Source organism: Paenibacillus tianmuensis (assembly GCF_900100345.1).
Taxonomy (GTDB): domain Bacteria; phylum Bacillota; class Bacilli; order Paenibacillales; family NBRC-103111; genus Paenibacillus_G; species Paenibacillus_G tianmuensis.
In genome coordinates, this window is the sequence record NZ_FMTT01000014.1 from 1 (window position 1) to 23244 (window position 23244).

Here is a 23244-nt window from a genome sequence, read left to right on the forward strand (position 1 = left end):
CTTGTTACGTTTGCAAAAGGAGTTTCAAGGGCTCTCGTATGACTTACTCGTTAGTCATACGACGATTGTATTTTCCAGATACATTCTGCTTGCATGGCAGCATCGGCAAAGCACCGATCAGCGCACACTTGGCGGTTTGTTTTATTTGTTATGCGATGAGGTTAGCACCTTGGACTGGGTCGTAGCCTTGCAACAACTCATCGATTTGATTCATGAGGTGGCAACGAGGGCAAACAAAAAACTCTCCCAAATGATTAAAAGTCAACTCCAACAATGGATCGCAGGTTTGCCCAGTTATCTCAAGGCTTACCTGCCTTTTTCAAGCTGCGAAGTTTGAGTCAATTACAGAAATATTGGAAAAGGAAGATGAGATATTGCCCAAGCAGCCACAAACACCACAGAAATACATAGCTATTGGGAGATTCCATAAGTATAAAGGCTTATACCAGCTTAGAATTGGCTTGTTCGATGATGGAATAGAAAGCAGTGTTAAGAGTTTAAAAGCGTTCGGGAGCGTCAGCGCTTTGAAAGAGAAAGATGACTGTTTGCAGGAGTTATTATCATATCTCGTAAAACTGTCGAAATCCTTGGAGCTTAAACATATAATGAAGTTGAAGGAGGCGTATGAATAGTAATGTGAAATAAACCATTTATTGGAGGTGGGGATTGTGAAGAAATTCGTCTTGTTAATGGCTCTATCTTTAGCTGTGGTTGGAACGGTGTTTGTTGTATCGCCGGATGAAAACAGAAGCCCGGGCTTAATGATTTTATATAGTGATGTTGATGGAGGGCATTAATTATTTTGTCATTCGGAAAAACATATTTGAATGCTTATCAATGAACAGGTGATTATAAACCTGTTCTTTTTTTGTTTATTTCTCAAACATTCGTTGCACAAAATGGGATTATAAGGTTTTTGTGAGATGTATGATAAAGTTAATTTGTAAAAATACAAAACTAAAATAGTTGAAAGAGGAGAGTGTCATATAGCCATGTCAGTATCCAGAAAGGAGGATTATACCCAATACGATATCAGTCATTTCAGCGATGAAACATTGCGGAACGCAATGAAAAACATTCAGAACCAAATGGAAGAGGCGGTACAGCAAGGCGAGAGTTTAACGAGCGAATATATGGTCCAATTGAGCCAACAATTAGATACCTACGTTTTAATTGCTCAAATTAGGAAAATGCGATGTGAAAACTAGAAATCGTTTTTGTTTAAGGTGTGATTGATGCAAGATGATAGAAGAACGGGAATTGTCAGGGGGTAGACGAGTTCGGAAGAATTGTGATCCCCACGGAGGTTAGGCGTGTTTTGAATCTTGATCCCAATGTCATGACAGAGTGTTTCAGTGACGAGGAGAAAAAGACGATCATGGTTTATAAATATCCAGAAGAAGAATGTTTGTTTTGTTCAGGTAAGCAACAACTCGTTTACTTCAAACGATTTTATGTTTGTTCACCATGTATTCAAAGCCTTCCGGTGCTTCAGGTCTTCATCAAAGGAATAGAACGTAAACGAGCTAATGAGACAATTAAGAAAAAAATCACCCCAAGAAGGGAAAAGTCATTGGATCGTCTGCATCAAGCGATGAAGGAGAACCCTAAGGCATCGCAAAAGGAACTAGCCGAAATTTTAGGATTTTCACAAGCATGGGTCAGTAAGTTGAATAGGAATCACGTAGATTCATAAATATGCCAGCTCTTTAACCAACGGAAAAGTCCGTTCGTTATAATTAGGGGGGACGAATTTTCATCCTCCTTTTTGAATTTGAATATGAAGATCAACTTATTATACATTAGCTCCCATTCATTTACATTGAAGCGGGAGAACAATTGTATTTGTATCGTTCAGATCGATTGACTTTAACGATCCGTAAATTGCTGATAGTTGGAAGCTCGGAGTTTACCGCGAAATCGCGGAAAATGTAATTGTGAAAAATTATTTGTGTCCTTTGGGTCACACCTTTAAATTATGATGAGGGGATACTTATCCGACCATCATGAGAAAGTTAAAAAGTTTCCCTGCGGGTTGGGAAGTCTTACAGAGGTATTTAGGGAGGCGAATATGGACGAAAAGCAAAAGGTTCAAGCAGTTGTGAATAAGAAACAATTAGCTTCGATTATGAACAATACGAAATGGGAGCAGTTTCAAAAATCTGTTATTGACACATTGCCATTTACGCCTGCATACCAAGTTAAGTATGTATTAGAAGATGCTCCTTATCCAGAAAATTTTGAAGAAGACGTATGGTATTGGGGCGATTGGGAGCAAGGGATACGTCCGTTTTATTCCGTTGAATGGTTGCGGGTCAGACCAATATATGTAAAAAATAGGGGTAGACTTATTGAACCTGAAATAATTGATATTACTGGTGAATTCATAGAGATATTACAAAAACTAAAAATTCCGTTTGTTAAAGAAGATAGTACAATTTGCATTTATGGCTATGTAAAAAGTACAGAAATATTCAATTGATCCGTTTTCAACATTAAAATTTAGCAGAGCAAAAAATCAGTTTATTAAGGTAAAATTAAAAAAATATGCATATTATTTCTATCTGATAATTAGATTCTATTCATACATTATATGGTAAAATAACCCAATAACAATAGAATGGCTTTATGGGCGGTCGGCTAACCTCTCGGAAAAGAGGTGATGCCAATGGAGGTTAAGGACGCTTTGACGCTCATGTTCATGCTCGACATGTTCATTTTGGCGCTGCTTACTTACCTTAAAAAGAAATAGGTAACTTTTCGACACTTGTTCCTCATAACTTCAAATATCAGCTTTAACAAAACTTGGCTCCCAATGTGCAAAAACCTCTCTGTATTTTTCATGGTCAGGAATCGTAAAGGGTATGTTCTCAAAAACTTCTTTCATAATCTCAAACAGCCTTCTTTTTAATAAAACATCATCAGATAAGGGTTCTATCCCTACAAAATACGTGAACTCACCATGTTTACTATTATCTTTGAAAAACTCAGGGCCTTCTGTATCTGTTGCTATTATTAAAATTCGTTGACCAATGGGGTGACTTAATTCACATGATGACAACGAAGATGTCAGTAACTCTATGTCAGAATAAATTCGTCTGAAAGATTTACCCAACTTTCTATCCTTAACTGCTATTGTTAGTGACACGTCCATTTTCATGTTTTTCTCCTTAATCCCAACGCTGACTCATAGTACGCTTCCTTGTGGATATCATATTTTTGAGTCTATCCAAAGTAATTTCGTAATACTTACCCTCGCTGATGTATGGCTTATCACCTATTAATTCATAAATAGAATAATCGACATTCAGTTGGGTAAATTCTTGCATCATAACTATCAATTTTTCAGGAAATTCAGGATCATGTATATCATCAAATAATTCTTTAACAAAGACTGGAGTATTTGTTCCAACTTTTGTTAAGATTGAATTCAGACTTATATTTACACATTTACGAACAGCAGAAACTAATCTTGTTTTATTATCACCGAAATTTCTAATGATTAATGCAATAGCCATGTTTCACCTCTTAGAAGATCTGGTATATATGGATTCAAAGGCACTCCATGCGTACCGAAGTCCAGTTCACTAGCTTTAAAATTGCTTGTGGCGATATGATTAATGGAGAATCCGTTCTTGAGTAAGTCTTCTCCTTTCTTTGACTGATGTTGTTTGGACAAACACCATTTTACCAAAAATTCGGAGTCGTTGCATGTTTTCAAAGAGTTGGACAAAAAGAAGATAGAGACTTATTGTAGGAAACATGATCTGCGTACTGTCGAAAAATGCTATATTATGGTATTATCAATTTGCGGTAGACAGGGAGATTATGAAAAGGAATGAGTTAATTTGGCACTCAAAAAGAAAGAAATAGAAGCATTGAAAAACAGATGGGACGAAGATTATGTCGCTCAATTAAACAAAGTTTTATGGAAAAAAGATTGGCGTAATCGTCAAGATGCAAATGTTAATTTTCATAATTCTCCTTTTGGCGAGATATCGTCAAAACGAGACTTTAGAGGTTTGGACTTGAAATGTTTTTCTCATCAAAACTTACAGGATATAGATTTATCATGTTCAACTATGACATCGATTACAAGAAGTATATTAAAAAATGTAACTCTTGATTATACAAATATAAAATCTGGAATCAGCTCCATATTAATTGATTGCTCATTCGAATATGCAAATTTGCACAAAACTGTCTTAAACAACGATGGTGAACCAATACAAAATACATCTTTTTACAAGGCAAATTTAAATAAACTTTTGGGAAGCGATCTTGTTTTTATTAACTGCAATTTCAATTCTACCAACCTAAAGAGAGTTGATCTTAGATATTGCCGTTTTGAAAACTGTACATTTATTGGAACCCAATTTTTTATGAGCACCCTGATTCATTGTACTTTTATTGGAGAAGCTCCTCAAATCGAGCAATTAGATAGCAGTAATATAGAAAATATGGTCATAAACGGGGAGCCATTTGATATTTCTAAAGTAAATCGCAATGAAACAAAAGAATTTATTGAATTGACAAAAGATATAATTTACGGAGTTTAGTGTTTTATCTCTTATTTTTCAAAAAATCGTGTCTTGACATTGGGAGTATTACACGATTCCCCGACCCCGCGCACGGATGAAAGCCCAAGGGCATATAGTATAGGCATACGGGTGCTAAAGGGGATGCTTGGGTCAATGATGCGCATGGAACCGGTTGAGCTGGAAGGGCGCACGGCGCTGGCGATCGAGGTGAAGCTGCCGAAGACGACGCTGCTCGCCGTGACGACCGACAAAGGGTACATTATGTGCGGTGCGCTTGATGTGGGATTGCTGAATGAACGTCTGAAGGAACGGGGCATTATCGCCGCCCGGGCGACGGGCGTACGGACGATCGAGGAGCTTTTGGAAGCACCGCTGGAGTCGGTCACCTACGGGGCCGAGTCGCTTGGCGTGGTGCCGGGAATGAAGGGCCGAGATGCGGTTGCACGGATGTTTTGACCGAAATCACTTGAGGTAAAGCGCCTGAAAAAATCGGGCGTTTTTTCATGGACGGAGACATCTTTCCCCGAAGGAGCAGTTCGTCCTATAATAAGACGGTAGGATATTCGGGAGAACGGAGGAGTCCGATGAGAGACAGACAATTTACATTTCCAGACGCTGACGGAGAAGCGATATTCGTCTATGAATGGCTTCCGGAAGAGGACGTAGCGGTGAAGGGCGTGGTACAAATCGCGCACGGGATGGCCGAAACGGCCGCTCGTTACGAGCGATTCGCCGGGGTACTGACGGAGGCGGGCTATGCGGTGTACGCCAATGACCACAGAGGGCACGGCCGGACGGCCGGCAGCCCGGAGCGGCTCGGCGTCATCGGCGAGAACGGTTTTCAACGCATGGCGGAAGCGATGGGGCAGCTGACGGACCTGATTCGCGAACGGTCTTCGGACGTTCCTTTTTACGTATTCGGCCACAGCATGGGATCATTTTTGACCCAGAAATATATGTACTTATTTCCCGGGAAAGTGGACGGCATCGTCTTGTCCGGAACGAATGGGCCGCAGAAGCTGCTCGGAATCGGCAGCGCGCTTGCGCGGAGACTGGCGGCACGCAAAGGGGAACAGTATCGCAGCGAGCTGCTGATGAGGCTTACGCTCGGCAGCTATAACCGCCAGTTTCGGCCGAATCGGACGTCGTTCGATTGGATCAGCCGCGACGAACGCGAAGTCGATCTCTTTGCTGCGGACCCGGAGTGCGGTTTTTCGATGACGACGGGCTTCTGGATCGATTTCTTAGGCGGGCTTCAAGAAATTCATGATGAGCGGAATATGCGTCAGATTCCGGTCGATTTGCCGGTCTATTTATTTTCCGGCGAGCTTGATCCGGTCGGCCGTAGAGGAAAAGGGGTTCTCGAATTGGAAGGGATGTACCGGAAGCTGGGCTTGCGGCATGTGACGTGCAAGCTGTATCCGCAAAGCCGTCATGAGATGCTGAACGAGATCAACCGCGATGAAGTGATGCAGGACGTTCTCCATTGGCTGGACGAGCAGACGGCCCGTCAAAACAACGGTTCATGATCCGGAGGGCGCGCCGTTCCTGTGCTTCCCGGGCAGGCTGCTGCCGCGTTCAAGCGGCGGCTGCGTCCGGTTGTGCTCCTTGCAAAAGCGAGTATAATGGAACTGACGCATCAAGACGAACGGGGGGACGGGAAGGTGGATATTCAAAAAATTACGCCGCGCAAAATTTCCGAAGCCATCGCCGAGCAAATCAAGGAGCAGATCGTCAGCGGTTCGCTCAAGCCGGGCGATAAGCTTCCTTCCACGAAGGAGCTGTCGGAGAGCTACCAAGTGGGGCGGTCCACGATCCGGGAGGCGCTCAGCGCGCTCAAAGCGATGGGCCTTGTGGAAAGTTACCAAGGGGAAGGCAGCTATGTGCGCAGCATCGAGTCGCAGGACGTGGATTTGCCGGAATTCAACTCGCTGCTGATGAGCCGGGACACGGTGATGGAACTGATCGAGGCGCGCCAGGCGCTGGAGGTTTCCAATGCGGCGCTTGCAGCGGAGAAGCGGACGGAGGACGACCTGCGGCGCTTCGAGGCGGTGCTGAAGCGGATGGAGGAGCATCTGGGCGACGAAGAGGAAGGCGAGCGGGCGGATATCGAGTTTCATCTCGTGCTTGCTCAAGCGACGCACAATTCGATCATGGCGCGGATGATCGACTCGATCTCGACACAGATGCAGACGGCGATCCGCGAAACGCGCAGGCTGCAAATGTATGCGAACCGCACGGTGTCCCGGCAGCTGCTGCAGGAGCATCAAGCCGTGTTCGAGGCAATCCGGCGGCAGGATACGGCGGCTGCCCAAGACGAGATGCGGCGGCATTTGTTTCATGTCGAGCAGGTGCTGATCCGTTATTTGAAAAAGTAGGATGAGAGAGGTCCCGGGAAGGGTCCGGCCGTTGCTGAGCGGAGCGGCCTATCCGTCCTGGTCTCTCGGAAAGCCGAAGGCTCTTTTCAAAAAACAACTTATCTGATAACCTGACAAGTAAGAACGAGAAACCATAAACCGAAGGATGGGGACCCGTATGCGAGTTTCTTTATTCATCACGTGTTTGGCCGACCAGCTCTACCCGGAAGTCGGCGAAAGCGTCGTCCGGCTCCTGCATCGGTATGGCTGCGAGGTTGATTTTCCTCAGATGCAGACCTGCTGCGGACAGCCCGCGTACAACAGCGGCTACCAGGATGAAGCCCGCGAGGTGGCACGCAACCTGATCCGCGCGTTCGAGCACAGCGATTATGTCGTCTCGCCTTCCGGCTCCTGTACCGGAATGGTCCATCATTATTACCCGCAGCTGTTCGAGAACGAGCCGGAGTGGAAAGCCAAAGCGGAGAAGCTGATCGGGAAAACGTACGAGTTTTCTCAGTTTTTGGTCCATGTATTGGGCGTTAAAGACCTCGGCGCGGTGCACGAGAGCAAAGCGACGTATCATCCGTCCTGCCATGCGATGCGTTTGCTCGGGGTGCGCGAGGAGCCGGGCGAGCTGCTGGCGCATATCAAGGGGCTGGAACTGGTCGAGCTGCCCCGCAAGGAAGATTGCTGCGGCTTCGGCGGCACGTTTGCCGTCAAGATGGCCGACATGTCGGAAGCGATGGTCTGCGAGAAAGCCGCCAACGTCTGCGTGACGAATGTCGACCTTTTGATCGGGACCGACATGGGCTGTCTGATGAACATCGGGGGCCGTTTGAATAAAGAAAACAAGCCGGTGCGCGTCATGCATCTGGCCCAGCTGCTGGAGGAAGGAGTGAAACGCGGTGAGCGGCATGGCAAGTGAGAAGGAATTGATCGGCACGGGCTTAAAAAAGCGGACGGAAGAAGCGCTGGCGAACGATTTTCTCCGCAAGGCGGTTGCGCTTACAACCCACAAGCTGAAGACGGCCAAGCTTCAGGTGACGGATGATTTTGGCCATTGGGAGGATTGGCGGGAGCGGGGGAGACAGATCCGCAAGCATGTCGTGGAACATCTCGACTATTATTTGACGCAGTTTACCGATAACGTTTCCAAAGCCGGAGGCCACGTCTATTTCTGCCAGACGGGGGACGAGGCGGTCAAGACGTTTATGGAAATTGCCGAGAAACGCCGGGCGAAGCTGGTGGCAAAAGGAAAATCGATGGTATCGGAAGAAATTCATCTGAACCGTCATTTGGAGGAACGCGGGATCGAGGCGATCGAGACGGATCTCGGCGAGTACATCCTGCAGCTGGCGAAGGAAACGCCGTCGCATCTGATCATTCCGGCAATTCACAAAAACAAGCAGCAGATCGCGGATATTTTCTCGGAGGAAGCGGGCGAGACGTTTGCGCCGGAGACGAAGGTGCTGGCGAAGTATGCCAAGCAGCGGCTGCGCAATTATTTCCTAGAAGCGGATATCGGGCTGACCGGCTGCAATTTCGGCGTTGCCGAATCGGGGGCGATCACGCTTGTATCCAACGAAGGCAACGGGCGGATGGTGACGACGCTACCGAAGTGCCACGTCGTCGTCATGGGCATGGAGCGGCTCGTGCCGACCTATGACGACCTGGAGGTCGTCCTAAACCTGCTTGCCCGCAGCGCTACCGGGCAGAAGCTGACGACTTACACGTCGATGATCACCGGGCCGCGACGTGAAGGCGAGCTCGACGGGCCGGAGGAGCTTCATCTGATCGTGCTGGACAACGGCCGGTCGGCGCAGCTCGGCGATCCGGTGTTCCAGGAGGTGCTGCACTGCATCCGCTGTGCGGCCTGTCTGAACGTGTGCCCCGTGTACCGTCACGTGGGCGGCCACACCTACGGCGGCGTGTACAGCGGTCCGATCGGAGCGGTGCTGACGCCGCTGCTCCAGAAGGACATGAAGGAAGCGGGGCAGCTCGCTTACGCCTCCAGTCTGTGCGGGGCCTGCTATGAGGCATGCCCGGTCAAAATTCCGCTGCACGACATGCTGGTGCAGCTTCGGGCGCGCAAGGTGCGCCTCGGGCTGACGCCGCTGGCGGAGCGCGCCGCCTTCAAGACGTTCCGGACGACGTTCGGGAACGTTACGCTGTACAAGATGGCGACGAAGTCCGCCTATTATATGATGAAGCCTTTCGTGAGCAAAGGCGTGATCAAGAAGGCGCCGGGTCCGGCAGCGGGCTGGACGCAGTCCCGCCATTTCCCGATGAAGCCGAAGCTGTCGTTCCGCGACCGCTGGGAGGCGCTCCAACAGGAGCTAAAGCAGCGGGGCGGCCGGAGCGAAGCCGGAGCAGCCCGCGGGCAAGATGCGCGAGGCCGAGACGAGGCAGATGGCTCCGGGAAAGGAGGCGGGCGCCATGAGTAACGAAACGATCCGCGGCCGTGAAGCGTTTATCGCGAATTTGTCGTCGAGGCTCGGACGTCGGGAGGTCGCAGCGGCGGCTCCGGCGCATCCGTTTCGCGGAGCGCCGGAGTTTTATAAGCAGATCAAGCTCACCACGGAGGAAAAGATCGAGCTGTTCGCCTGGAACTGGCAGGCTTTGACCGGCAAGGTGCTGGTGGTGGATGAAGCCGAGGCAGCGGACAAAGTCAGTGCGTGGCTGCGGGACATCGCCGCCGAGCTTGGCGTTACGCATGTGTCCCGCTGGGAGCATGAGGGTCTGAAGGCGCTTGGCTTGGACGAGGCGCTGGCTGCCTCGGGCATCGCCGTCGCGCCATGGCGGCCGGTGGAGACGGACGCGGAAGCGGGCGACAGCGACGTATGGCCGAAGGCGGCGGGGGGCGCGAACTGGGCACAGCGGAGCGAGCTGTTGAAGCGAACCGAGCGCTGCCAGCTCGGGATCGTCTGGCCTGACTTCGCCGTAGCGAATACGAGCACCTTGGTGCTGCAATGCTCCCCGCAGCGCGGCCGTTCGGTGAGCTTGCTGACGGAAATTTTGTTCGCCGTCTTCCGGGCCGATCAGCTTGTGTACCGGATGGGCGAGGCGTTCGAGCAGATTACCCGCGGCAAGCAACTGCCGGGGCAGTATGCTTCGTCGCTTAACCTGATTACCGGACCGAGCCGCAGCGCCGACATCGAGAACGATCTGACGATCGGCATCCACGGTCCGGGCAAGGTGTACGCGGTCATTATCCGGTAAGCCGAGCTTAAATCGAAGTCGTAGTCGGGGTCGGAAGCATATTCCAGCCGCTTGTGCGCATACTATGACGGTTATCTAATCCAAGGAGGTCATAGCCATGAATAAGCAGCGCGCCCAAGAAATCGCCGCTTCGCCGGTGATGGCGAACGTGACGTACGAAGGGGTTTCGATTTATATCCAGCATGTGGACGAAGAACGGGAGAGCGCCAGAATTTATCCGCTCGGTCAGCCCGAGCAGGAGCAAGAGGTCCCACTGAACAGCTTAGTGGAAGGTTAACCATTTCAATAACGCGGCAGCCCCGCAAGCTCGACTTGACCGGGGCTGCTTTTTTAACGCTCATTTGCGGTATCCGGTTGAGATAAGGCGGCACACTCCCGAAAGGCAAAGTGCCGGCAGCCCAGACACTTCTGATGCTCCAGCCGGGTCAAAGCGTAATCAATCGCATCGCCCGTATGCGTAAAAAAGTGCTCTTTTCCGATCAACTCGTCAAGTCCGGTTCGTTTCAACACGTCCCGGGGCTGAGGCTGCAGGCCCGAGATCAGAACGACGCCGCCTTGCCGGATGATATCCCGGACCACACCGGCCAAATACGACTCCCCCGTCGTGTCCATGAACAGCACTTTTCCGAGGCGCAGAATCACCGTTTTCGGCCGTTCGTCGAGCGTCCCCGAAATCGACTTTTCAAACAGCGTTCCCGCTCCGAAAAACAGCGCTCCCTCCACCGAAATAATCGCAATCTGCGGACAGTCGTGGCTTTCGTTGACGATATGGGAGGCTACTTTCCCGCGGTGCGAGGCCGGGTCAGGCAAAACCTTGGCCACCGTGAGCATGCCGCTCATCCGCCGGACGAACAGGACGACCGCAAGAATCAATCCGGCGAGCACGGCCGTCGTCAGATCGGTCAGCACGGTAAGCAGGAAAGTAATGATCAGGACAACGGAATCGGCTGTTCTTGTTTTCACAATATGAATAAATTGTCTACGCTCGCTCATATTCCAGGCTACGATCATCAGGATCGGCGCCATGCTGGCCAGCGGAATCGCGGAAGCCAAGGGGGCGAGCATAATCAGCACGAGCAGGACGAATACGCTGTGCACCATCCCCGACACGGGACTTGCCGCTCCGTTCTTAATATTCGCCGCAGTTCTGGCAATCGCGCCCGTCGCTGGAATGCCGCCGAACAAAGGGGTGACGATGTTCGCAATCCCTTGTCCGATCAGCTCACGGTTGCTGTGATGGCGGCTTCCTGTCATGCCGTCGGCTACGACCGCCGACAAGAGCGACTCGATTCCTCCGAGCGCCGCGATGACGCAGGCCGGGCCAAGAAGCGGGATGATTTTCTCAAGCGTCACCTCCGGCACATGAAACTGGGGAAGCGTCCCGGGAATGGCGCCGTACGTCGACCCGATCGTATCGACCCGGCCCTCGAACAGCGCAACCGACAGCACACTGGATACGAGCAGGCCGACGAGCGATCCGGGCACTTTGGGCAGCAGTTTCGGGGTCACCAATAACAAAGCGAGACAAACGACAGCTGTAATGACGCTGTATGGGTTTACCGTCGACAGGTGCAGCCCGATCTCTTTCATGTTGGATATAAAATCCTCATGCTTGCGGATGCCGCTCAGCCCCAGAAAACTGGCGATTTGGCCGGTGAAAATGATGACGGCGATTCCGGCGGTAAAGCCGATCGTTACCGGACGGGGAATAAATTGAATCAGCGCTCCGAGCTTGAATACCCCCATCAAGACAAGGATGATTCCCGCCAGCCCCCCGGCGATCAACAAATTTTCATACCCGTACTGCATCACAATGGCGAACAAAATCGGAACGAACGCGCCCGTCGGCCCGCCGATCTGGAATTTGGACCCGCCGAGCAGTGAGATGAGAAATCCGGCAATCACCGTCGTATAAATGCCGTACTGAGGCTTGACTCCGGCCGCAATGGCAAAAGCCATCCCTAAAGGAATGGCTATAACCCCGACAATCGAGCCTGAGATCAGATCCTGGCGAAAATCATTTGCGCTGTACCCGTCAAATCTTCCCGACCGCTTCATGACAAGACCTTCTTTTCATATATTTGATTATTTGAATATATGGGGAATATACACCCGGGAATCCGTTCTGTCAATGGGCGGACAAGCGCCGATTTTCGCCGCATCAACGGATAACAACCAAAAAACCGGCCTCCTTGTTGCTAACAACAAGAGCCGGTTTTTGCCATTTGCCTTTCATTACGTCTGCACGATTATTCGTTGCGTATGTTTTCAAGCAGCGAGATGGCGTCCACCAAATGATTATCGAAGATTTGTCTGGCTACCCCGAGGAGGTCTTTAATCAGAGGATCGCGTAATGAATAAATGACGGAAGTTCCCTCTTTGGTTCCGCTGACTACATTTTTGCTGCGGAGCACAGCCAACTGCTGCGATACGGCGGAGCCTTCGCTTCCCAGAATAGCCTGAAGCTCGTTGACGTTTTTGTCCCCTTCGCACAGCACCTCAAGAATCCGGATTCGCATCGGATGCGCCAACGCCTTGAAAAACTCTGCTTTAAACTGCTGGATTTCACGATTCATCGATCTAAGCCCCTTAAAACGTTGAACGTCTGAATATATGAATATCATACCACAGATAAGAAGCGGGTTGTAAAACAAACCGTGACCGTATAATATTACATTCAAATAATCAAAGAATTTAAAAAGTTTGAGCGGTTATTTTTCAGAAAGAGGCGATTGCGTATGTCCGGCTTTCGGACTGGGGAACAAAAAGAGCTTGTGCGCCCGACGACCAAACAAGAAGTGATCGAAGCGGGTTTGACTTACCTCGAAGGCGTGGGAGCGGATCTGATCTGTAAAGTTTGTATTCCGAGCGGCGGTTCCTGCTGCTTAAGCTGCCCGTTTCTGAACGACGGCGTCGGCTGCGGACAGCGTAATACGAGCTGTACGTCCTGGCTGTGCGGTTTCTTGAAGTATATCTATTACGAAGCCGGCTTGATTCGGGAATGGAAAGACTTCTGGGATGAAGTACCGGGGCAGCAGTTCCGGTACGATACGACCCCGCGCGACTTCGCCGTCCGCGGCTGGCTGGAGCCGCCAAAGCTCCGTTTTTTATCCGAAGCTTTCGCTGATGATTTGCAGCGGCTCCGGCGGGATCGTCCCGCTTTCTGGCTTGTGGAGTTAAAAGGGAAGCTGGACTGGTATATCGACGAAATATTGGACAGCAACAATCCGAAATTCGTGAAAAGAACGGAAGCCAAGCTGTACCGTCTGACTAGCGATTTCCAGCGGTTTCATCAGGCCAAGGCCCAGCTCAACTAACCCGTACATCTGTTCTGGATAGCGAAACAAGCGCCGTTTCTGGCATCCCGAAAACATCCCCCGGTTCACCCCGCGCCCAAAAAGAAGTACAATAAGCTTAACCTTAACGAAAGCGGCTGAAACGATCATGCTGGAAATCCAATACTTTGAGCTGCACTGTACCTTCCATACACCTGGGGATGCGTGGCCGGAAGTCTGATTATTTCGGCTACAAGAAGGAGGCGGCCGATAGCAATCCGGTCGATACGCTCCGTTTCCCGGTGTTCCGGTCCATTCAGACCCTTGATCCCGGGCGCACTTGGACCGGGTCGAGGTGGTATTCGTGCCTCCGGAAAAATTGCACAGCTTTCAAGTTAGCGATTCCGAAAAGATGCTGTGTAATCATGACGGTGTAACCTATCCGGTGCGGCATCACTGGGAACGCATAGAGCTGCTGCACAACGGCTGTAATATGCATGAACCAAGAGCACGTAGTGCTGTTCCTCTTGTTCAAAGGGCTGCAGACGGTGCACGACCCGTCCTTGCGCGGGGTAGCGATTAATTCACTCGGCTGGATCGAATTTAAAAATGTTTGGCTGCAGTCCGTGTAAGACCTGCGCGGCCTAAGCCTAAGGAGGATTCTTTCTTATGATAAGACAAGCTCAACCGGGAGACGCTGCTTGCGTCGTACCGCTCATTTATTCCGCCATCGGCGATATTGCGTTTACTTTGACGGGCGCCACCGATCCCGAGCAGGCGCAGCGGATTTTGCAAGAATTTTACGAGCGCCGGGGCAACCGGCTCAGCTATGAGAATACGCTCGTCGCAGAGCGTGACGGACTGCCGGTCGGCTTTATTTTGTTTTACCATGGCAGCCGTACGGCCGAATTGGACCGGCCGCTCACTGAGAGGCTTGCCGGGATCGGTCAACCCGACGTCGAATTTACGAAGGAAGCGCGGGACGACGAGTTTTATTTGGATTCGCTTGCCGTCGATCCGGCCTATCAAGGGCAGGGCATTGCCAAGGCTTTGATGGAGGCGTTCGAAGCGGAAGCCGCACGGCGGGGATACGACAAGGTTTCGCTGATCGTCGAGGAAAGCAACGACAAGGCGAGACGATTGTACGAGGCCAAGGGCTACGAAGCGGACGGTCAATTGGAGGTCAGCGGTCATTTGTACGATCATATGGTGAAACGGGTCGTTCCTGTGCTAACGCTTCGATGAAAAGAGGTAGGCAGTATGCCTGACATACAGCGCGAAGAGCGGATGGAGCCGGAGATCTTTCCGCTCGGCGATGCTGCGGTTTCCGTCCAATGGGGGGACGGCATCGATCCGAAGACGCATCGCCGAGTTCAAGCTCTGGCTGCATATCTTGAGCGGTATCCGTTTCCGGGGCTGATCGAACTCGTTCCGGCCTTTGTGACGGTTACCGTGTTTTACGATCCCCTGAGGCTGCGCGACCCGGTGACAAGGGAAACCTGCAGAGGTCGAGACGGCAGAGGATTCCGCTCCCCGTATGAGATGATCCGAGGCATCGTCAAGCGGGCGATTGCTAACGCGGATAACACCTTTGAAAGCGCTTCGACTATTGTGCATATTCCTGTATGCTACGGAGGCGAGCTGGGGCCGGATTTGAGCAGCGTGGCCGAATACCACGGGCTGACCTCCCGAGGAAGTCATCGAAATCCATTCGTCTCAAGATTATTTGGTCTATATGATCGGGTTTGCTCCAGGCTTTCCTTACTTGGGCGGGCTGTCCGAACGCATTGCCACTCCGCGGCGAAGCACTCCACGGCTGCATATTGAGACGGGAACGGTGGGCATCGGAGGAAACCAGACCGGCATCTATCCGATTTCCACGCCGGGAGGCTGGCAGCTTATCGGAAGAACGCCGCTGCCGTTATTTCGCCCCGACCACCCTTCGCCGAGTTTGTTAAAGGCGGGAGATCTTGTTCGTTTCCAGCCGATCGGGTTTAAACAATTCGAAGAGTGGAGAGAGAACGACGCATGAGCATGCACATCCTAAATCCGGGACTTCTGACCACCGTACAGGACAAAGGGAGATTCGGATTTCAACGACAGGGGGTTATCGTAAGCGGGGCCATGGATTCGTTCGCGCTCCGTGCGGCGAATGCGCTGGTCGGCAACGAGGACAACGCAGCCGCTTTGGAAGTCACGTTAATGGGAACGATCATCCGATTTGAAGCCGATTCGCTCATTTCCATCTGCGGGGGAAATCTTTCGCCTGCGATTGAAAGAGAGCCGGTTCCTTTATGGAGGCCCCTCTTGATCAGGGAAGGCTCCATGCTCGAATTCGGGCCGTGCCGGTCGGGCGCCCGTGCTTACTTGGCCATAGCGGGCGGAATCGATGTTCCGCTTAGGATGCACAGCCGCAGCACGTATCTGCGGGCGGGAATCGGAGGGCACGAGGGGAGAGCCTTGAAGGCTGGCGACCGGCTTGGCTGCGGTCTTCCTTCCGAACCGGCAGCGGGGTACTTGAAAGCCCGACAGGCCGCTCTCCTTGCGAAAAGGTGGCTGGCAGCGGAATGGTTTATGGGGAACGAGGCACTGCCCGGCTATGCCAAAGATCCCGTGATCCGGGTGATCCGAGGCCGGGAATACGATTCTTTTACGGAAGTAAGCCAAACCGAGTTTGTCACCCGGCCCTTCCGGATTACGCCGCAGTCCGACCGGATGGGATACCGGCTGCTGGGGGAAACGTTGGCTTTGAAGAAATCGCTGGAGACACTATCTGAAGCGGTTTCATTCGGTACCGTGCAGGTGCCGCCCGAAGGGAATCCGATTGTGCTGATGGCGGACCGGCAAACCATCGGAGGCTATCCAAGAATCGCGCAGGTCATCACAGCGGATCTTCCCGTTTTGGCTCAAGCCAAACCCGGAGACAACATCCGTTTCGCCGAGGTTTCTTTGCAGGAGGCAGAAAAGCTTTATATCCGGAAGGAGCAGGAATTCGAACGATTGACCAAGGCGATAAAGCTTTATTTGAAAACCCGGTAAATCACATGCGTAGCGGTCTGTAATTCACTGAAAGTTGAGAGGAGGCGGAAGTCCATGTATGTTGTGGATTTGAATTGCGATCTTGGGGAAAGCTTCGGGGCCTATAAACAGGGGAACGACGAGGAAATGCTGTCGTTGGTTACTTCGGTTAACATCGCTTGCGGCTTCCACGCCGGAGATCCCAGCACGATGCGCCAAACCGTCAAGTCCGCGCTCGATAAAAAGGTGGCTATCGGCGCCCACCCGGGGCTTCCGGACTTAATCGGCTTCGGCCGGAGGAATATGGATATCTCGCCGCAGGAAGCGTTCGATATGGTTGTCTACCAAATCGGGGCGCTGAACGGCTTCGTTCAGGCGGAAGGGGGCGTGATGCGTCACGTCAAGCCGCACGGGGCACTATACAATATGGCGGCCCGCAGCACCAAGCTGGCCGAGGCGATTGCTGAGGCGGTTTATAAAGTCAATCCGAGGCTGATCTTGTACGGCCTGTCCGGAAGCGAGCTGATTCGCGCGGGAACCAAGCTCGGCCTGCTGACGGCAAGCGAGGTGTTTGCCGACCGCACCTATCAATCGGACGGCAGTCTGACTCCGCGCAGCCAACCGGACGCCTTGATCAGCGACCTGTCGGTGACGGTTAACCAAATTACGAACATGGTGAAGGAAGGAACGGTAAAATCGCAGCAGGGGACGGATGTTCCGATCCTAGCCGAGACGATCTGTATCCATGGCGATGGGAAGCATGCCGTGGAGTTCGCCCGCAGGATACGGGACATACTCCAGGCCGAAGGGATTGCTCTGGTGCAAGCTCACGATAACCATAACATCTAAAAGGGGGAATACAATGATGTTGACGCTGCTGGTGAGGGGGATGGGATAGTGGAAAACGTTCTTGTTACCGGGTTTGATCCTTTCGGGGGGCAACGGGTGAACCCCGCTTTGGAAGCCGTCCGAAGGCTGCAGGGAATAACGGTGGAAGGCCATCGGGTGGAAACCCGCGAGATCCCGACGGTATTCGATAAATCGATTGAGCGGCTGCTTGCGGCTGTGTCGGAAATCAAGCCGAAGCTCGTCATTTGTGTCGGTCAAGCCGGCGGCCGTCCGGATATTAAGGTCGAACGGATCGCGATTAATATCAATGACGCCAGGATTGCCGACAACGACGGGCAGCAGCCGGTCGATACGCCGGTTGTTCCCGGAGGCCCTACCGCCTACTGGTCCACGCTTCCGATTAAAGCTATGGTGAAGGAGATGAACGATCACGGCATTCCGGCTTCCGTCTCGCATACGGCCGGCACATTCGTTTGCAATCATCTGTTTTATGGCTTGATGCATCATCTGGCAGCGACGGGCAGCGCGGCGGTTCGCGGAGGATTTATTCATATTCCGTTTTTGCCGGAACAAGCCGTGCAGCATACAGGACAACCGAGCATGAGTCTGGACGCTGTCGTCAAAGGACTGGCGGCAGGGATCGGTGCAGCGATCCGTTATCAAGAGGATATCGTCGTTTCAACAGGGCAGATTTGCTAACTGTCTTTTCGTCGTGGATTTTCCTTGGCGCTGCCGTTTTAATGGCTGCGTGCGAGATACGAGGGGTTGTAAAAACTGTTCGTTCTGTAAAATAAGGAAAAGAACAGCGGCGTCCGGGGCTTTGTACCACAGACGCCGCTGCGTTGTTTAAGCTTTAGTTTTTAGCCGGTTCGGCAGGCTTCTGATCTTTGCCTTCCTTCGCATTCTTCGCATTCTTGGCATCCTGCTCTTGCTTGGCTTTAATATAAAATTCCTGCCCTTTTTCCTGCATCGTCTTGAGCGCGTCGTCCGCCGATTTCTTGCCTTCCATGACGGACTGAATTTCGTTTAAGGCCAACTCGTTGAACGGTGTATAAAAAAACTCGTACGAGACTTTGTTGAAGTTTTTGTTAAGGCTGTGCTCGCTCATTTTCAGCATATAGAACGGCTCCATACTGCGACCCTCGCGTTCTTTGGCGTAAGCCGTTCGGGAAAGCAGCGACCCGTCTTCGGACTTGGTTAGCAATTTGGCCATGTCCTCGCTGTTGATATATTTGACGAGTTCCCAAGCCGCTCTCGGATTGGATGAGTTGGCATTGACGGCGAACATCCCGGAAAGGTAGACGGAATTCGAAACTTCCGGGTTTTTCGGATCGACCGGTACGGTAACGATATCCCAGTTGACAGGCGTTACGTCTTTCAGCGTATCCTTGGTGCGTTGAAGGCTGCTGATCATATAAGGCCCTCCAACCGTCATGGCGAGTCTTCCGGTGGCGAACAAATCTTTCTTCATATGTTCTTCCATCGACATCGGCTTATTCGGATCGGATTTTTCGTTGCCGCCGTCAAACACCGCCCCTGATTTTAAAGCTTCCACTGTCGCTAGAAGCGCCTCTTTCCAGCCGTCCGATTGGATCGTGACCGCTCCTTTGTCCGGGTCGATGAGGGATAATCCGCTGGTCGCTCCGATACCTTTCATCATTTCATAAGCAATCTGCTTCTTATCATTCATTCCTATGAAAGCATACGATGCGTACTCCGCAAAGCCATAGATCCGGTTATTGCCTTGGCCGTCCTTCGGGAACCGCTTGGCGAGGTCCAGCGCTTCGTTCCAGGTCATCTTATTTTTTGGCAGCGGGACGCCGTGCTTCTCGAATAAATCCTTATTATAAAACAACGCCTGACTGCCAAAGGAAGGGGTCAACCCGTAAATATTGCCGTTGCCTTTCGCTTTGATCAGATCCACGACGTTTGGCAAAATATTTTCGATGTCGAACTTGTCCTGACGAATGACGTCGTCGAGCTGGTACAGCTTGCCGTCATTGGCAAACTTCTCGAACGTATCCGTCGAGTCGAACAACAGCACATCCGGTTTTTCTTCGTCAACAAGCTTCTGGAATGCCTCGCTCGGGTCCTTGTCGCTCATGAGGATGTTTTGCATAGAAACGACTTGCACGTCAATATTCGGAAATTTCGCCGAGAATAAATTTCCGTACTGCTGGAAGAAGTAATTTTTGTCCCAGAATAGGACTTTGATGCTTGCTTTCTCGTCTTTGCCAAGCTCCTTAAGCGTCTTAGACGGTTTGTCTCCTCCCCCGGAATTACATCCCGCAATCAGCACGGCTACAGCCAGTCCGGCCGTAAGCCCAATACGACTTCGTTTCATCTCTTTTTCTCCACCTTTTCCGAAAGACAGCATATTACCTTACCGCGTTGTCTTTTCCAATGATTTCTTTATCCCACACTAATAAGACGGATGAAAGGCAGAAAAAATTCATTCTTCTTTTAGAATTGCTTTACAATCTGTTCTCGGGAGCGAAAGCAACGTGGGGAAGAAACAAGTGCTGGGTATCCAGTGGCTGCGTGCGAGATACGAGGGGTTGCAAAAACTGTTCGTTCGATTTGTAAAAAAAGGAAAAAACAGCGGCGTACGGGGCTTTGTATCCCCAGACGCCGCTGCGTTGTTTAAGCTTTAGTTTTTAGCCGGTTCGGCAGGCTTCTGATCTTTGCCTTCCTTCGCATTCTTGACATCCTGCTCTTGCTTGGCTTTAATATAAAATTCCTGCCCTTTTTCCTGCAACGTCTTGAGCGCGTCGTCCGCCGATTTCTTGCCTTCGACCACGGACATGACTTCGTTTTCGGCCAACTCGTAGAACGGTTGATGAAATCCCATCGGGATTTTGTTGAAGTTTTTGTAAAGGCTGTGCTCGCTCATTTTCAGCATATAGAACGGTTCCATACTGCGGCCCTCGCGTTCTTTGACATAAGCCGTTCGGGAAAGCAGCGTCCCGTCTTCGGACTTGGTTAGCAATTTGGCCATGTCCTCGCTGTTGATAAACTTGACGAGCTCCCAAGCCGCTCTCGGATTGGACGAGTTGGCATTGACGGCGAACAGCGCGGAAAGGGAGACGGAGTTCGAAACTTCCGGGTTTTTCGGATCTACCGGTACGGTAACGACATCCCAATTGACAGGCGTTACGTCTTTCAGCATTTCCTTGGTGCGTTGAAGGCTGTTAATCATATAAGTTCTTTCCACCGTCATGGCGAGTCTTCCGGTGGCGAACAAATCTTTCTTCATAGGGTCTTCCGTCATCGGCTTACTCGGATCGAATTTTTCATCGCTGCCGGCAAATACCGCCCCCGATTTTAAAGCTTCCACTGTCGCTAGAAGCGCTTCTTTCCAGCCGTCCGATTGGATCGTGACCGCTCCTTTGTCCGGGTCGACTTCGGATAATCCGCTGGTTTTTCCCATAGTTTTCATCATTTGATAAGCAACCTGCTTCTTATCCGAGAAATAAGAGGCGTTATCCGCAAAGCCGTAGATACGGTTATCGCCTTTCCCGTCCTTCGGGAATCGCTTGGCGAGGTCCAGCACTTCGTTCCAGGTCATCTTATTTTTCGGCAGCGGGACGCCGTGCTTCTCGAATAAATCCTTATTATAAAATAACGCCTGACTGTCAAAGGAAGGGGTCAACCCGTAAATATTGCCGTTGCCTTTCGCTTTGATTTGCTCCACGACGCTCGGCAAAATATTTTCGATGTCAAACTTGTCCTGCCGGATGACGTCGTCGAGCTGGTACAGCTTGCCGTCATTGGCCCACTTCTCAAACATTTCCGACGAATCGAGCAACAGCACATCCGGTTTTTCTTCTTCGACAAGCTTCTGGAATGCCTCGTTCGGGTTCTTGTCGCCGCCGTAGATGTTTTGCGTAGAAACGACTTGCACGTCAATATTCGGAAATTTCGCCGAGAACATATTGCCGTACTGCTGGAAGAAGTAGTTTTTGTCCCAGAATAGGACCTTGATGCTTGCTTTCTCGTCTTTGCCAAGCTCCTTAAGCGTCTTGGACGGTTTGGCTTCTCCCCCGGAATTGGAATTACATCCTGCAATCAGCACAGCTACAGCCAGTCCGGCCGTGAGCCCAATACGACTTCGTTTCATCTCTTTTTCTCCACCTTTTCCGAAAGACAGCTATATTTATTACCTTACTGCGCCGTCTTTTCTAATTATTTCTTCATCCCACACTAAAAAGACGGATGAAAGGCAGAAAAGAATTCATTTTTCTTTCTAAATTTTTCTTTAGAATTGCTTTACAATCTGTTATAGAAGCCGAAAGCTACGTGGGGATTAGGCGAACGGTTGATGCCCTGCTCGTGCCTAGCAACATGCAACATTTGGCAGAACGAAACGTCAAGGGACAAGAGAGCACAGCGGCGTCCGGGGCTTTGCCATTCCCCAGACGCCGCTGCGTTGTTCAAGCTTTAGTTTTTCGCCGGCTCGGCAGGCTTCTGATCTTTGCCTTCCTTCGCATTTTTGGCATCCTGCTCTTGCTTGGCTTTAATATAAGCTTCCTGCCCTTTTTCCTGCATCTTCTTGAGCGCGTCGTCCACCGATTTCTTGCCTTCGACCACGGACATGATTTCGGTTCCGGCCAACTCGCTGAACGGTTTATCAAATCCCATCGGTATTTTGCTAAAGTTTTTGTAAAAGTCGTTCTCGCTCATTTTCAGCATATAGAACGGCTCCATACTGCGTCCGTCGCGTTCCTTAACGTAAGCCGTTCGCGAAAGGAGAGCGCCGTCTTCGGATTTGGCTTGCAACTTCGCCATTTCCTCGCTGTTAATGTACTTGACGAGCTCCCAAGCGGCTCTAGGATTGGACGTGTTAGCGTTGACGGCAAACAGACCGGAAAGGGCTACGGAGTTTGAGACATCCGGATTTTTGGGATCGACTGGTACGGTGACGATATCCCAATTAACCGGCGTCACATCCTTCAGCAATTCCTTGGCGCGTTGAAGGCTGCTCATGGTAAAGGAGTATTCCAGCGACATCGCGACTCTTCCGGTGGCGAACAAATCTTTCCTCATATAGTCTTCCATGGACTGCAATTTATTCGGATCGAATTTTTCGTCGTTGCCAGGAAATACCGCACCCGATTTCAACGCTTCAACAGTTGCCAGAAGCGCATTTTTCCAGCCATCCGATTGGACCGTGACCGTCCCTTTGTCCGGATCGACGACCGATAATCCGCTGGTCAATCCGATGTTGTTCATATATTGATAAGCAAACTGCTTCTTATCTCCGAAAGCATAAGATGAGTTCTGGGCAAAGCCATAGATCCGGTTATCGCCTTGCCCGTCCTTCGGAAACCGCTTGGCGAGGTCCAGCACTTCGTTCCAGCTCATCTTGTTTTTCGGCAGCGGAACGCCGTGCTTCTCGAATAAATCCTTATTATAAAATAACGCTTGACTGTAGAAGGAAGGGGTCAACCCGTATATATTACCGTTGCCTTTCGCTTTGATTTGCTCTACGAGGCTTGGCAAAATATTTTCGATATCGAACTTGTCCTGCCGGATAACGTCGTCGAGCTGGTACAGCTTGCCGTCATTGGCCCATTTTTCGAACATATCCGGCGTTTGAAACATCAGCACGTCCGGCTTCTCGTCGTCGACAAGCTTCTGGAATTCCTCGTTCATATCCTTGCCGTTGCCGAGGGAGATCCCTTGTGTAGAAACAACTTGTACGTCAATATTCGGAAATTTCGCCGAGAACAAGTTGCCGTACTGCTGGAAAAAGGAATTTTTATCCCAGAATACGACCTTGATGCTTGCTTTCTCGTCTTTGCCAAGCTCCTTAAGCGTCTTGGACGGTTTGGCTCCTCCCCCGGAATTGGAATTACATCCCGCGATCAGCACGGCTACAGCCAGCCCGGCCGTGAGCCCAATACGACTTCGTTTCATTGCTTCTCCACCTTTTCCGAAAGACAGCAGATTACCTTACAGTGCCGCCTTTTCCAATTATTTCAT

The 23244-nt window shown here is 50.8% G+C and carries 27 protein-coding genes and 2 pseudogenes; 22 read left to right on the plus strand and 7 right to left on the minus strand.

Annotated elements, in window-relative coordinates; all coding sequences use genetic code 11:
* The 6 genes and pseudogenes from BLO51_RS11200 to BLO51_RS30270 all read left to right on the plus strand — a co-directional run.
* Nucleotides 1-337 (plus strand): annotated as a pseudogene (locus BLO51_RS11200) (IS4 family transposase); the annotation flags it as partial.
* 331 nt (nucleotides 338-668) lie between these two features.
* A complete protein-coding gene (locus BLO51_RS30790; RefSeq protein WP_281180346.1) occupies nucleotides 669-797 on the plus strand; it encodes a hypothetical protein in 129 nt (42 codons plus the stop codon).
* A gap of 270 nt (nucleotides 798-1067) precedes the next feature.
* Nucleotides 1068-1208, plus strand: a complete 141-nt coding sequence (locus BLO51_RS30265) for a Spo0E family sporulation regulatory protein-aspartic acid phosphatase (RefSeq protein ID WP_281180351.1) — start codon at nucleotides 1068-1070, stop codon at nucleotides 1206-1208.
* A 110-nt stretch (nucleotides 1209-1318) separates the two neighbouring features.
* A complete protein-coding gene (locus tag BLO51_RS11215; protein WP_342672349.1) occupies nucleotides 1319-1696 on the plus strand; it encodes a LexA family transcriptional regulator in 378 nt (125 codons plus the stop codon).
* 375 nt (nucleotides 1697-2071) lie between these two features.
* Nucleotides 2072-2482 (plus strand): DUF6678 family protein, encoded by a 411-nt coding sequence (locus tag BLO51_RS11220; RefSeq protein ID WP_090671217.1) that lies wholly within the window; start codon nucleotides 2072-2074, stop codon nucleotides 2480-2482.
* Between the two features lie 180 nt (nucleotides 2483-2662).
* Nucleotides 2663-2752 carry a putative holin-like toxin gene (locus BLO51_RS30270; protein ID WP_245719631.1) on the plus strand — a complete coding sequence of 30 codons (90 nt, stop codon included), beginning with the start codon at nucleotides 2663-2665 and terminating at the stop codon, nucleotides 2750-2752.
* 30 nt (nucleotides 2753-2782) lie between these two features.
* On the opposite strand, the gene BLO51_RS11225 is transcribed toward BLO51_RS30270, so the two are convergent.
* Nucleotides 2783-3160 carry a hypothetical protein gene (locus BLO51_RS11225; protein WP_090671220.1) on the minus strand — a complete coding sequence of 126 codons (378 nt, stop codon included), beginning with the start codon at nucleotides 3158-3160 and terminating at the stop codon, nucleotides 2783-2785.
* Between the two features lie 10 nt (nucleotides 3161-3170).
* Nucleotides 3171-3518, minus strand: a complete 348-nt coding sequence (locus tag BLO51_RS11230) for a hypothetical protein (RefSeq protein ID WP_090671223.1) — start codon at nucleotides 3516-3518, stop codon at nucleotides 3171-3173.
* A gap of 330 nt (nucleotides 3519-3848) precedes the next feature.
* Between BLO51_RS11230 and BLO51_RS11235 the strand changes: the two genes are divergently transcribed.
* From BLO51_RS11235 to BLO51_RS11270, 8 genes are all read left to right on the plus strand, one after another.
* Nucleotides 3849-4559, plus strand: coding sequence for a pentapeptide repeat-containing protein (locus BLO51_RS11235; RefSeq protein ID WP_090671228.1), 711 nt, complete (start codon nucleotides 3849-3851; stop codon nucleotides 4557-4559).
* 135 nt (nucleotides 4560-4694) lie between these two features.
* A complete protein-coding gene (locus BLO51_RS11240) occupies nucleotides 4695-4997 on the plus strand; it encodes a YunC family protein (protein ID WP_090671231.1) in 303 nt (100 codons plus the stop codon).
* Between the two features lie 128 nt (nucleotides 4998-5125).
* Entirely contained in the window at nucleotides 5126-6070 is a 945-nt protein-coding gene (locus tag BLO51_RS11245; protein WP_090671235.1) for an alpha/beta hydrolase, read from the plus strand.
* 135 nt (nucleotides 6071-6205) lie between these two features.
* Nucleotides 6206-6919, plus strand: coding sequence for a FadR/GntR family transcriptional regulator (locus tag BLO51_RS11250; protein ID WP_090671542.1), 714 nt, complete (start codon nucleotides 6206-6208; stop codon nucleotides 6917-6919).
* 157 nt (nucleotides 6920-7076) lie between these two features.
* On the plus strand, nucleotides 7077-7823 hold the full coding sequence (locus BLO51_RS11255; protein ID WP_090671238.1) for a (Fe-S)-binding protein: 747 nt from the start codon (nucleotides 7077-7079) through the stop codon (nucleotides 7821-7823).
* Nucleotides 7813-9342, plus strand: a complete 1530-nt coding sequence (locus BLO51_RS11260) for a LutB/LldF family L-lactate oxidation iron-sulfur protein (protein ID WP_167670182.1) — start codon at nucleotides 7813-7815, stop codon at nucleotides 9340-9342. The genes BLO51_RS11255 and BLO51_RS11260 overlap by 11 nt, the downstream gene beginning before the upstream one ends.
* Complete coding sequence (locus BLO51_RS11265; protein WP_090671244.1) at nucleotides 9335-10117, plus strand: LutC/YkgG family protein; 783 nt, start codon at nucleotides 9335-9337, stop codon at nucleotides 10115-10117. The genes BLO51_RS11260 and BLO51_RS11265 overlap by 8 nt, the downstream gene beginning before the upstream one ends.
* A gap of 97 nt (nucleotides 10118-10214) precedes the next feature.
* On the plus strand, nucleotides 10215-10394 hold the full coding sequence (locus BLO51_RS11270; RefSeq protein WP_090671248.1) for a small acid-soluble spore protein H: 180 nt from the start codon (nucleotides 10215-10217) through the stop codon (nucleotides 10392-10394).
* A gap of 53 nt (nucleotides 10395-10447) precedes the next feature.
* Here BLO51_RS11270 and BLO51_RS11275 read toward each other — a convergent pair whose 3' ends face one another.
* Nucleotides 10448-12175, minus strand: coding sequence for a SulP family inorganic anion transporter (locus BLO51_RS11275; protein WP_090671251.1), 1728 nt, complete (start codon nucleotides 12173-12175; stop codon nucleotides 10448-10450).
* A 191-nt stretch (nucleotides 12176-12366) separates the two neighbouring features.
* Nucleotides 12367-12693: an ArsR/SmtB family transcription factor gene (locus BLO51_RS11280; protein WP_010492260.1), complete on the minus strand. Its 327-nt coding sequence runs from the start codon at nucleotides 12691-12693 to the stop codon at nucleotides 12367-12369.
* A 162-nt stretch (nucleotides 12694-12855) separates the two neighbouring features.
* Here BLO51_RS11280 and BLO51_RS11285 point away from each other — a divergent pair, with 162 nt between their 5' ends.
* The 7 genes and pseudogenes from BLO51_RS11285 to pcp all read left to right on the plus strand — a co-directional run bounded on the left by BLO51_RS11285 (nucleotide 12856) and on the right by pcp (nucleotide 17958).
* A complete protein-coding gene (locus BLO51_RS11285) occupies nucleotides 12856-13434 on the plus strand; it encodes a hypothetical protein (protein WP_090671253.1) in 579 nt (192 codons plus the stop codon).
* Between the two features lie 455 nt (nucleotides 13435-13889).
* Nucleotides 13890-14024, plus strand: coding sequence for a hypothetical protein (locus BLO51_RS30795; protein WP_281180347.1), 135 nt, complete (start codon nucleotides 13890-13892; stop codon nucleotides 14022-14024).
* A 37-nt stretch (nucleotides 14025-14061) separates the two neighbouring features.
* Entirely contained in the window at nucleotides 14062-14637 is a 576-nt protein-coding gene (locus tag BLO51_RS11295; RefSeq protein WP_090671257.1) for a GNAT family N-acetyltransferase, read from the plus strand.
* Nucleotides 14638-14652: 15 nt separating this feature from the next.
* Nucleotides 14653-15424 (plus strand): annotated as a pseudogene (gene pxpB, locus BLO51_RS11300) (5-oxoprolinase subunit PxpB).
* The gene (locus BLO51_RS11305) at nucleotides 15421-16431 is read left to right on the plus strand and encodes a 5-oxoprolinase subunit C family protein (protein WP_090671259.1); all 1011 of its coding nucleotides are present in this window, start codon (nucleotides 15421-15423) and stop codon (nucleotides 16429-16431) included. Before pxpB ends, BLO51_RS11305 begins: the two are co-directional and overlap by 4 nt.
* A gap of 54 nt (nucleotides 16432-16485) precedes the next feature.
* Complete coding sequence (locus tag BLO51_RS11310) at nucleotides 16486-17259, plus strand: LamB/YcsF family protein (RefSeq protein ID WP_090671261.1); 774 nt, start codon at nucleotides 16486-16488, stop codon at nucleotides 17257-17259.
* Between the two features lie 48 nt (nucleotides 17260-17307).
* Nucleotides 17308-17958 carry a pyroglutamyl-peptidase I gene (gene pcp, locus BLO51_RS11315; RefSeq protein WP_090671263.1) on the plus strand — a complete coding sequence of 217 codons (651 nt, stop codon included), beginning with the start codon at nucleotides 17308-17310 and terminating at the stop codon, nucleotides 17956-17958.
* A gap of 154 nt (nucleotides 17959-18112) precedes the next feature.
* On the opposite strand, the gene BLO51_RS11320 is transcribed toward pcp, so the two are convergent.
* On the minus strand, nucleotides 18113-19603 hold the full coding sequence (locus BLO51_RS11320; RefSeq protein ID WP_090671266.1) for an ABC transporter substrate-binding protein: 1491 nt from the start codon (nucleotides 19601-19603) through the stop codon (nucleotides 18113-18115).
* 160 nt (nucleotides 19604-19763) lie between these two features.
* On the opposite strand from BLO51_RS11320, the gene BLO51_RS29595 reads away from it, so the two are divergent.
* Nucleotides 19764-19913 carry a hypothetical protein gene (locus BLO51_RS29595; RefSeq protein ID WP_174551232.1) on the plus strand — a complete coding sequence of 50 codons (150 nt, stop codon included), beginning with the start codon at nucleotides 19764-19766 and terminating at the stop codon, nucleotides 19911-19913.
* On the opposite strand, the gene BLO51_RS11325 is transcribed toward BLO51_RS29595, so the two are convergent.
* A complete protein-coding gene (locus tag BLO51_RS11325; RefSeq protein ID WP_090671268.1) occupies nucleotides 19910-21379 on the minus strand; it encodes an ABC transporter substrate-binding protein in 1470 nt (489 codons plus the stop codon). The genes BLO51_RS29595 and BLO51_RS11325 overlap by 4 nt on opposite strands.
* Nucleotides 21380-21699: 320 nt before the next feature.
* Nucleotides 21700-23178, minus strand: a complete 1479-nt coding sequence (locus BLO51_RS11330; protein WP_090671271.1) for an ABC transporter substrate-binding protein — start codon at nucleotides 23176-23178, stop codon at nucleotides 21700-21702.
* Between the last annotated feature and the right edge of the window lie 66 nt (nucleotides 23179-23244).

Excerpts from the sequence above, each read along its gene's own strand:
- BLO51_RS30265 (WP_281180351.1), top strand. The coding sequence starts at position 1,068 with ATGAAAAACATTCAGAACCAAATGGAAGAGGCGGTACAGCAAGGCGAG.
- BLO51_RS11220 (WP_090671217.1), top strand. The coding sequence starts at position 2,072 with ATGGACGAAAAGCAAAAGGTTCAAGCAGTTGTGAATAAGAAACAATTA.
- BLO51_RS30270 (WP_245719631.1), top strand. The coding sequence starts at position 2,663 with ATGCCAATGGAGGTTAAGGACGCTTTGACGCTCATGTTCATGCTCGAC.
- BLO51_RS11225 (WP_090671220.1), bottom strand. The coding sequence starts at position 3,160 with ATGAAAATGGACGTGTCACTAACAATAGCAGTTAAGGATAGAAAGTTG.
- BLO51_RS11230 (WP_090671223.1), bottom strand. The coding sequence starts at position 3,518 with ATGGCTATTGCATTAATCATTAGAAATTTCGGTGATAATAAAACAAGA.
- BLO51_RS11240 (WP_090671231.1), top strand. The coding sequence starts at position 4,695 with ATGATGCGCATGGAACCGGTTGAGCTGGAAGGGCGCACGGCGCTGGCG.
- BLO51_RS11245 (WP_090671235.1), top strand. The coding sequence starts at position 5,126 with ATGAGAGACAGACAATTTACATTTCCAGACGCTGACGGAGAAGCGATA.
- BLO51_RS11255 (WP_090671238.1), top strand. The coding sequence starts at position 7,077 with ATGCGAGTTTCTTTATTCATCACGTGTTTGGCCGACCAGCTCTACCCG.
- BLO51_RS11260 (WP_167670182.1), top strand. The coding sequence starts at position 7,813 with ATGGCAAGTGAGAAGGAATTGATCGGCACGGGCTTAAAAAAGCGGACG.
- BLO51_RS11265 (WP_090671244.1), top strand. The coding sequence starts at position 9,335 with ATGAGTAACGAAACGATCCGCGGCCGTGAAGCGTTTATCGCGAATTTG.
- BLO51_RS11270 (WP_090671248.1), top strand. The coding sequence starts at position 10,215 with ATGAATAAGCAGCGCGCCCAAGAAATCGCCGCTTCGCCGGTGATGGCG.
- BLO51_RS11275 (WP_090671251.1), bottom strand. The coding sequence starts at position 12,175 with ATGAAGCGGTCGGGAAGATTTGACGGGTACAGCGCAAATGATTTTCGC.
- BLO51_RS11280 (WP_010492260.1), bottom strand. The coding sequence starts at position 12,693 with ATGAATCGTGAAATCCAGCAGTTTAAAGCAGAGTTTTTCAAGGCGTTG.
- BLO51_RS11285 (WP_090671253.1), top strand. The coding sequence starts at position 12,856 with ATGTCCGGCTTTCGGACTGGGGAACAAAAAGAGCTTGTGCGCCCGACG.
- BLO51_RS30795 (WP_281180347.1), top strand. The coding sequence starts at position 13,890 with ATGAACCAAGAGCACGTAGTGCTGTTCCTCTTGTTCAAAGGGCTGCAG.
- BLO51_RS11295 (WP_090671257.1), top strand. The coding sequence starts at position 14,062 with ATGATAAGACAAGCTCAACCGGGAGACGCTGCTTGCGTCGTACCGCTC.
- BLO51_RS11305 (WP_090671259.1), top strand. The coding sequence starts at position 15,421 with ATGAGCATGCACATCCTAAATCCGGGACTTCTGACCACCGTACAGGAC.
- BLO51_RS11310 (WP_090671261.1), top strand. The coding sequence starts at position 16,486 with ATGTATGTTGTGGATTTGAATTGCGATCTTGGGGAAAGCTTCGGGGCC.
- BLO51_RS11320 (WP_090671266.1), bottom strand. The coding sequence starts at position 19,603 with ATGAAACGAAGTCGTATTGGGCTTACGGCCGGACTGGCTGTAGCCGTG.
- BLO51_RS11325 (WP_090671268.1), bottom strand. The coding sequence starts at position 21,379 with ATGAAACGAAGTCGTATTGGGCTCACGGCCGGACTGGCTGTAGCTGTG.
- BLO51_RS11330 (WP_090671271.1), bottom strand. The coding sequence starts at position 23,178 with ATGAAACGAAGTCGTATTGGGCTCACGGCCGGGCTGGCTGTAGCCGTG.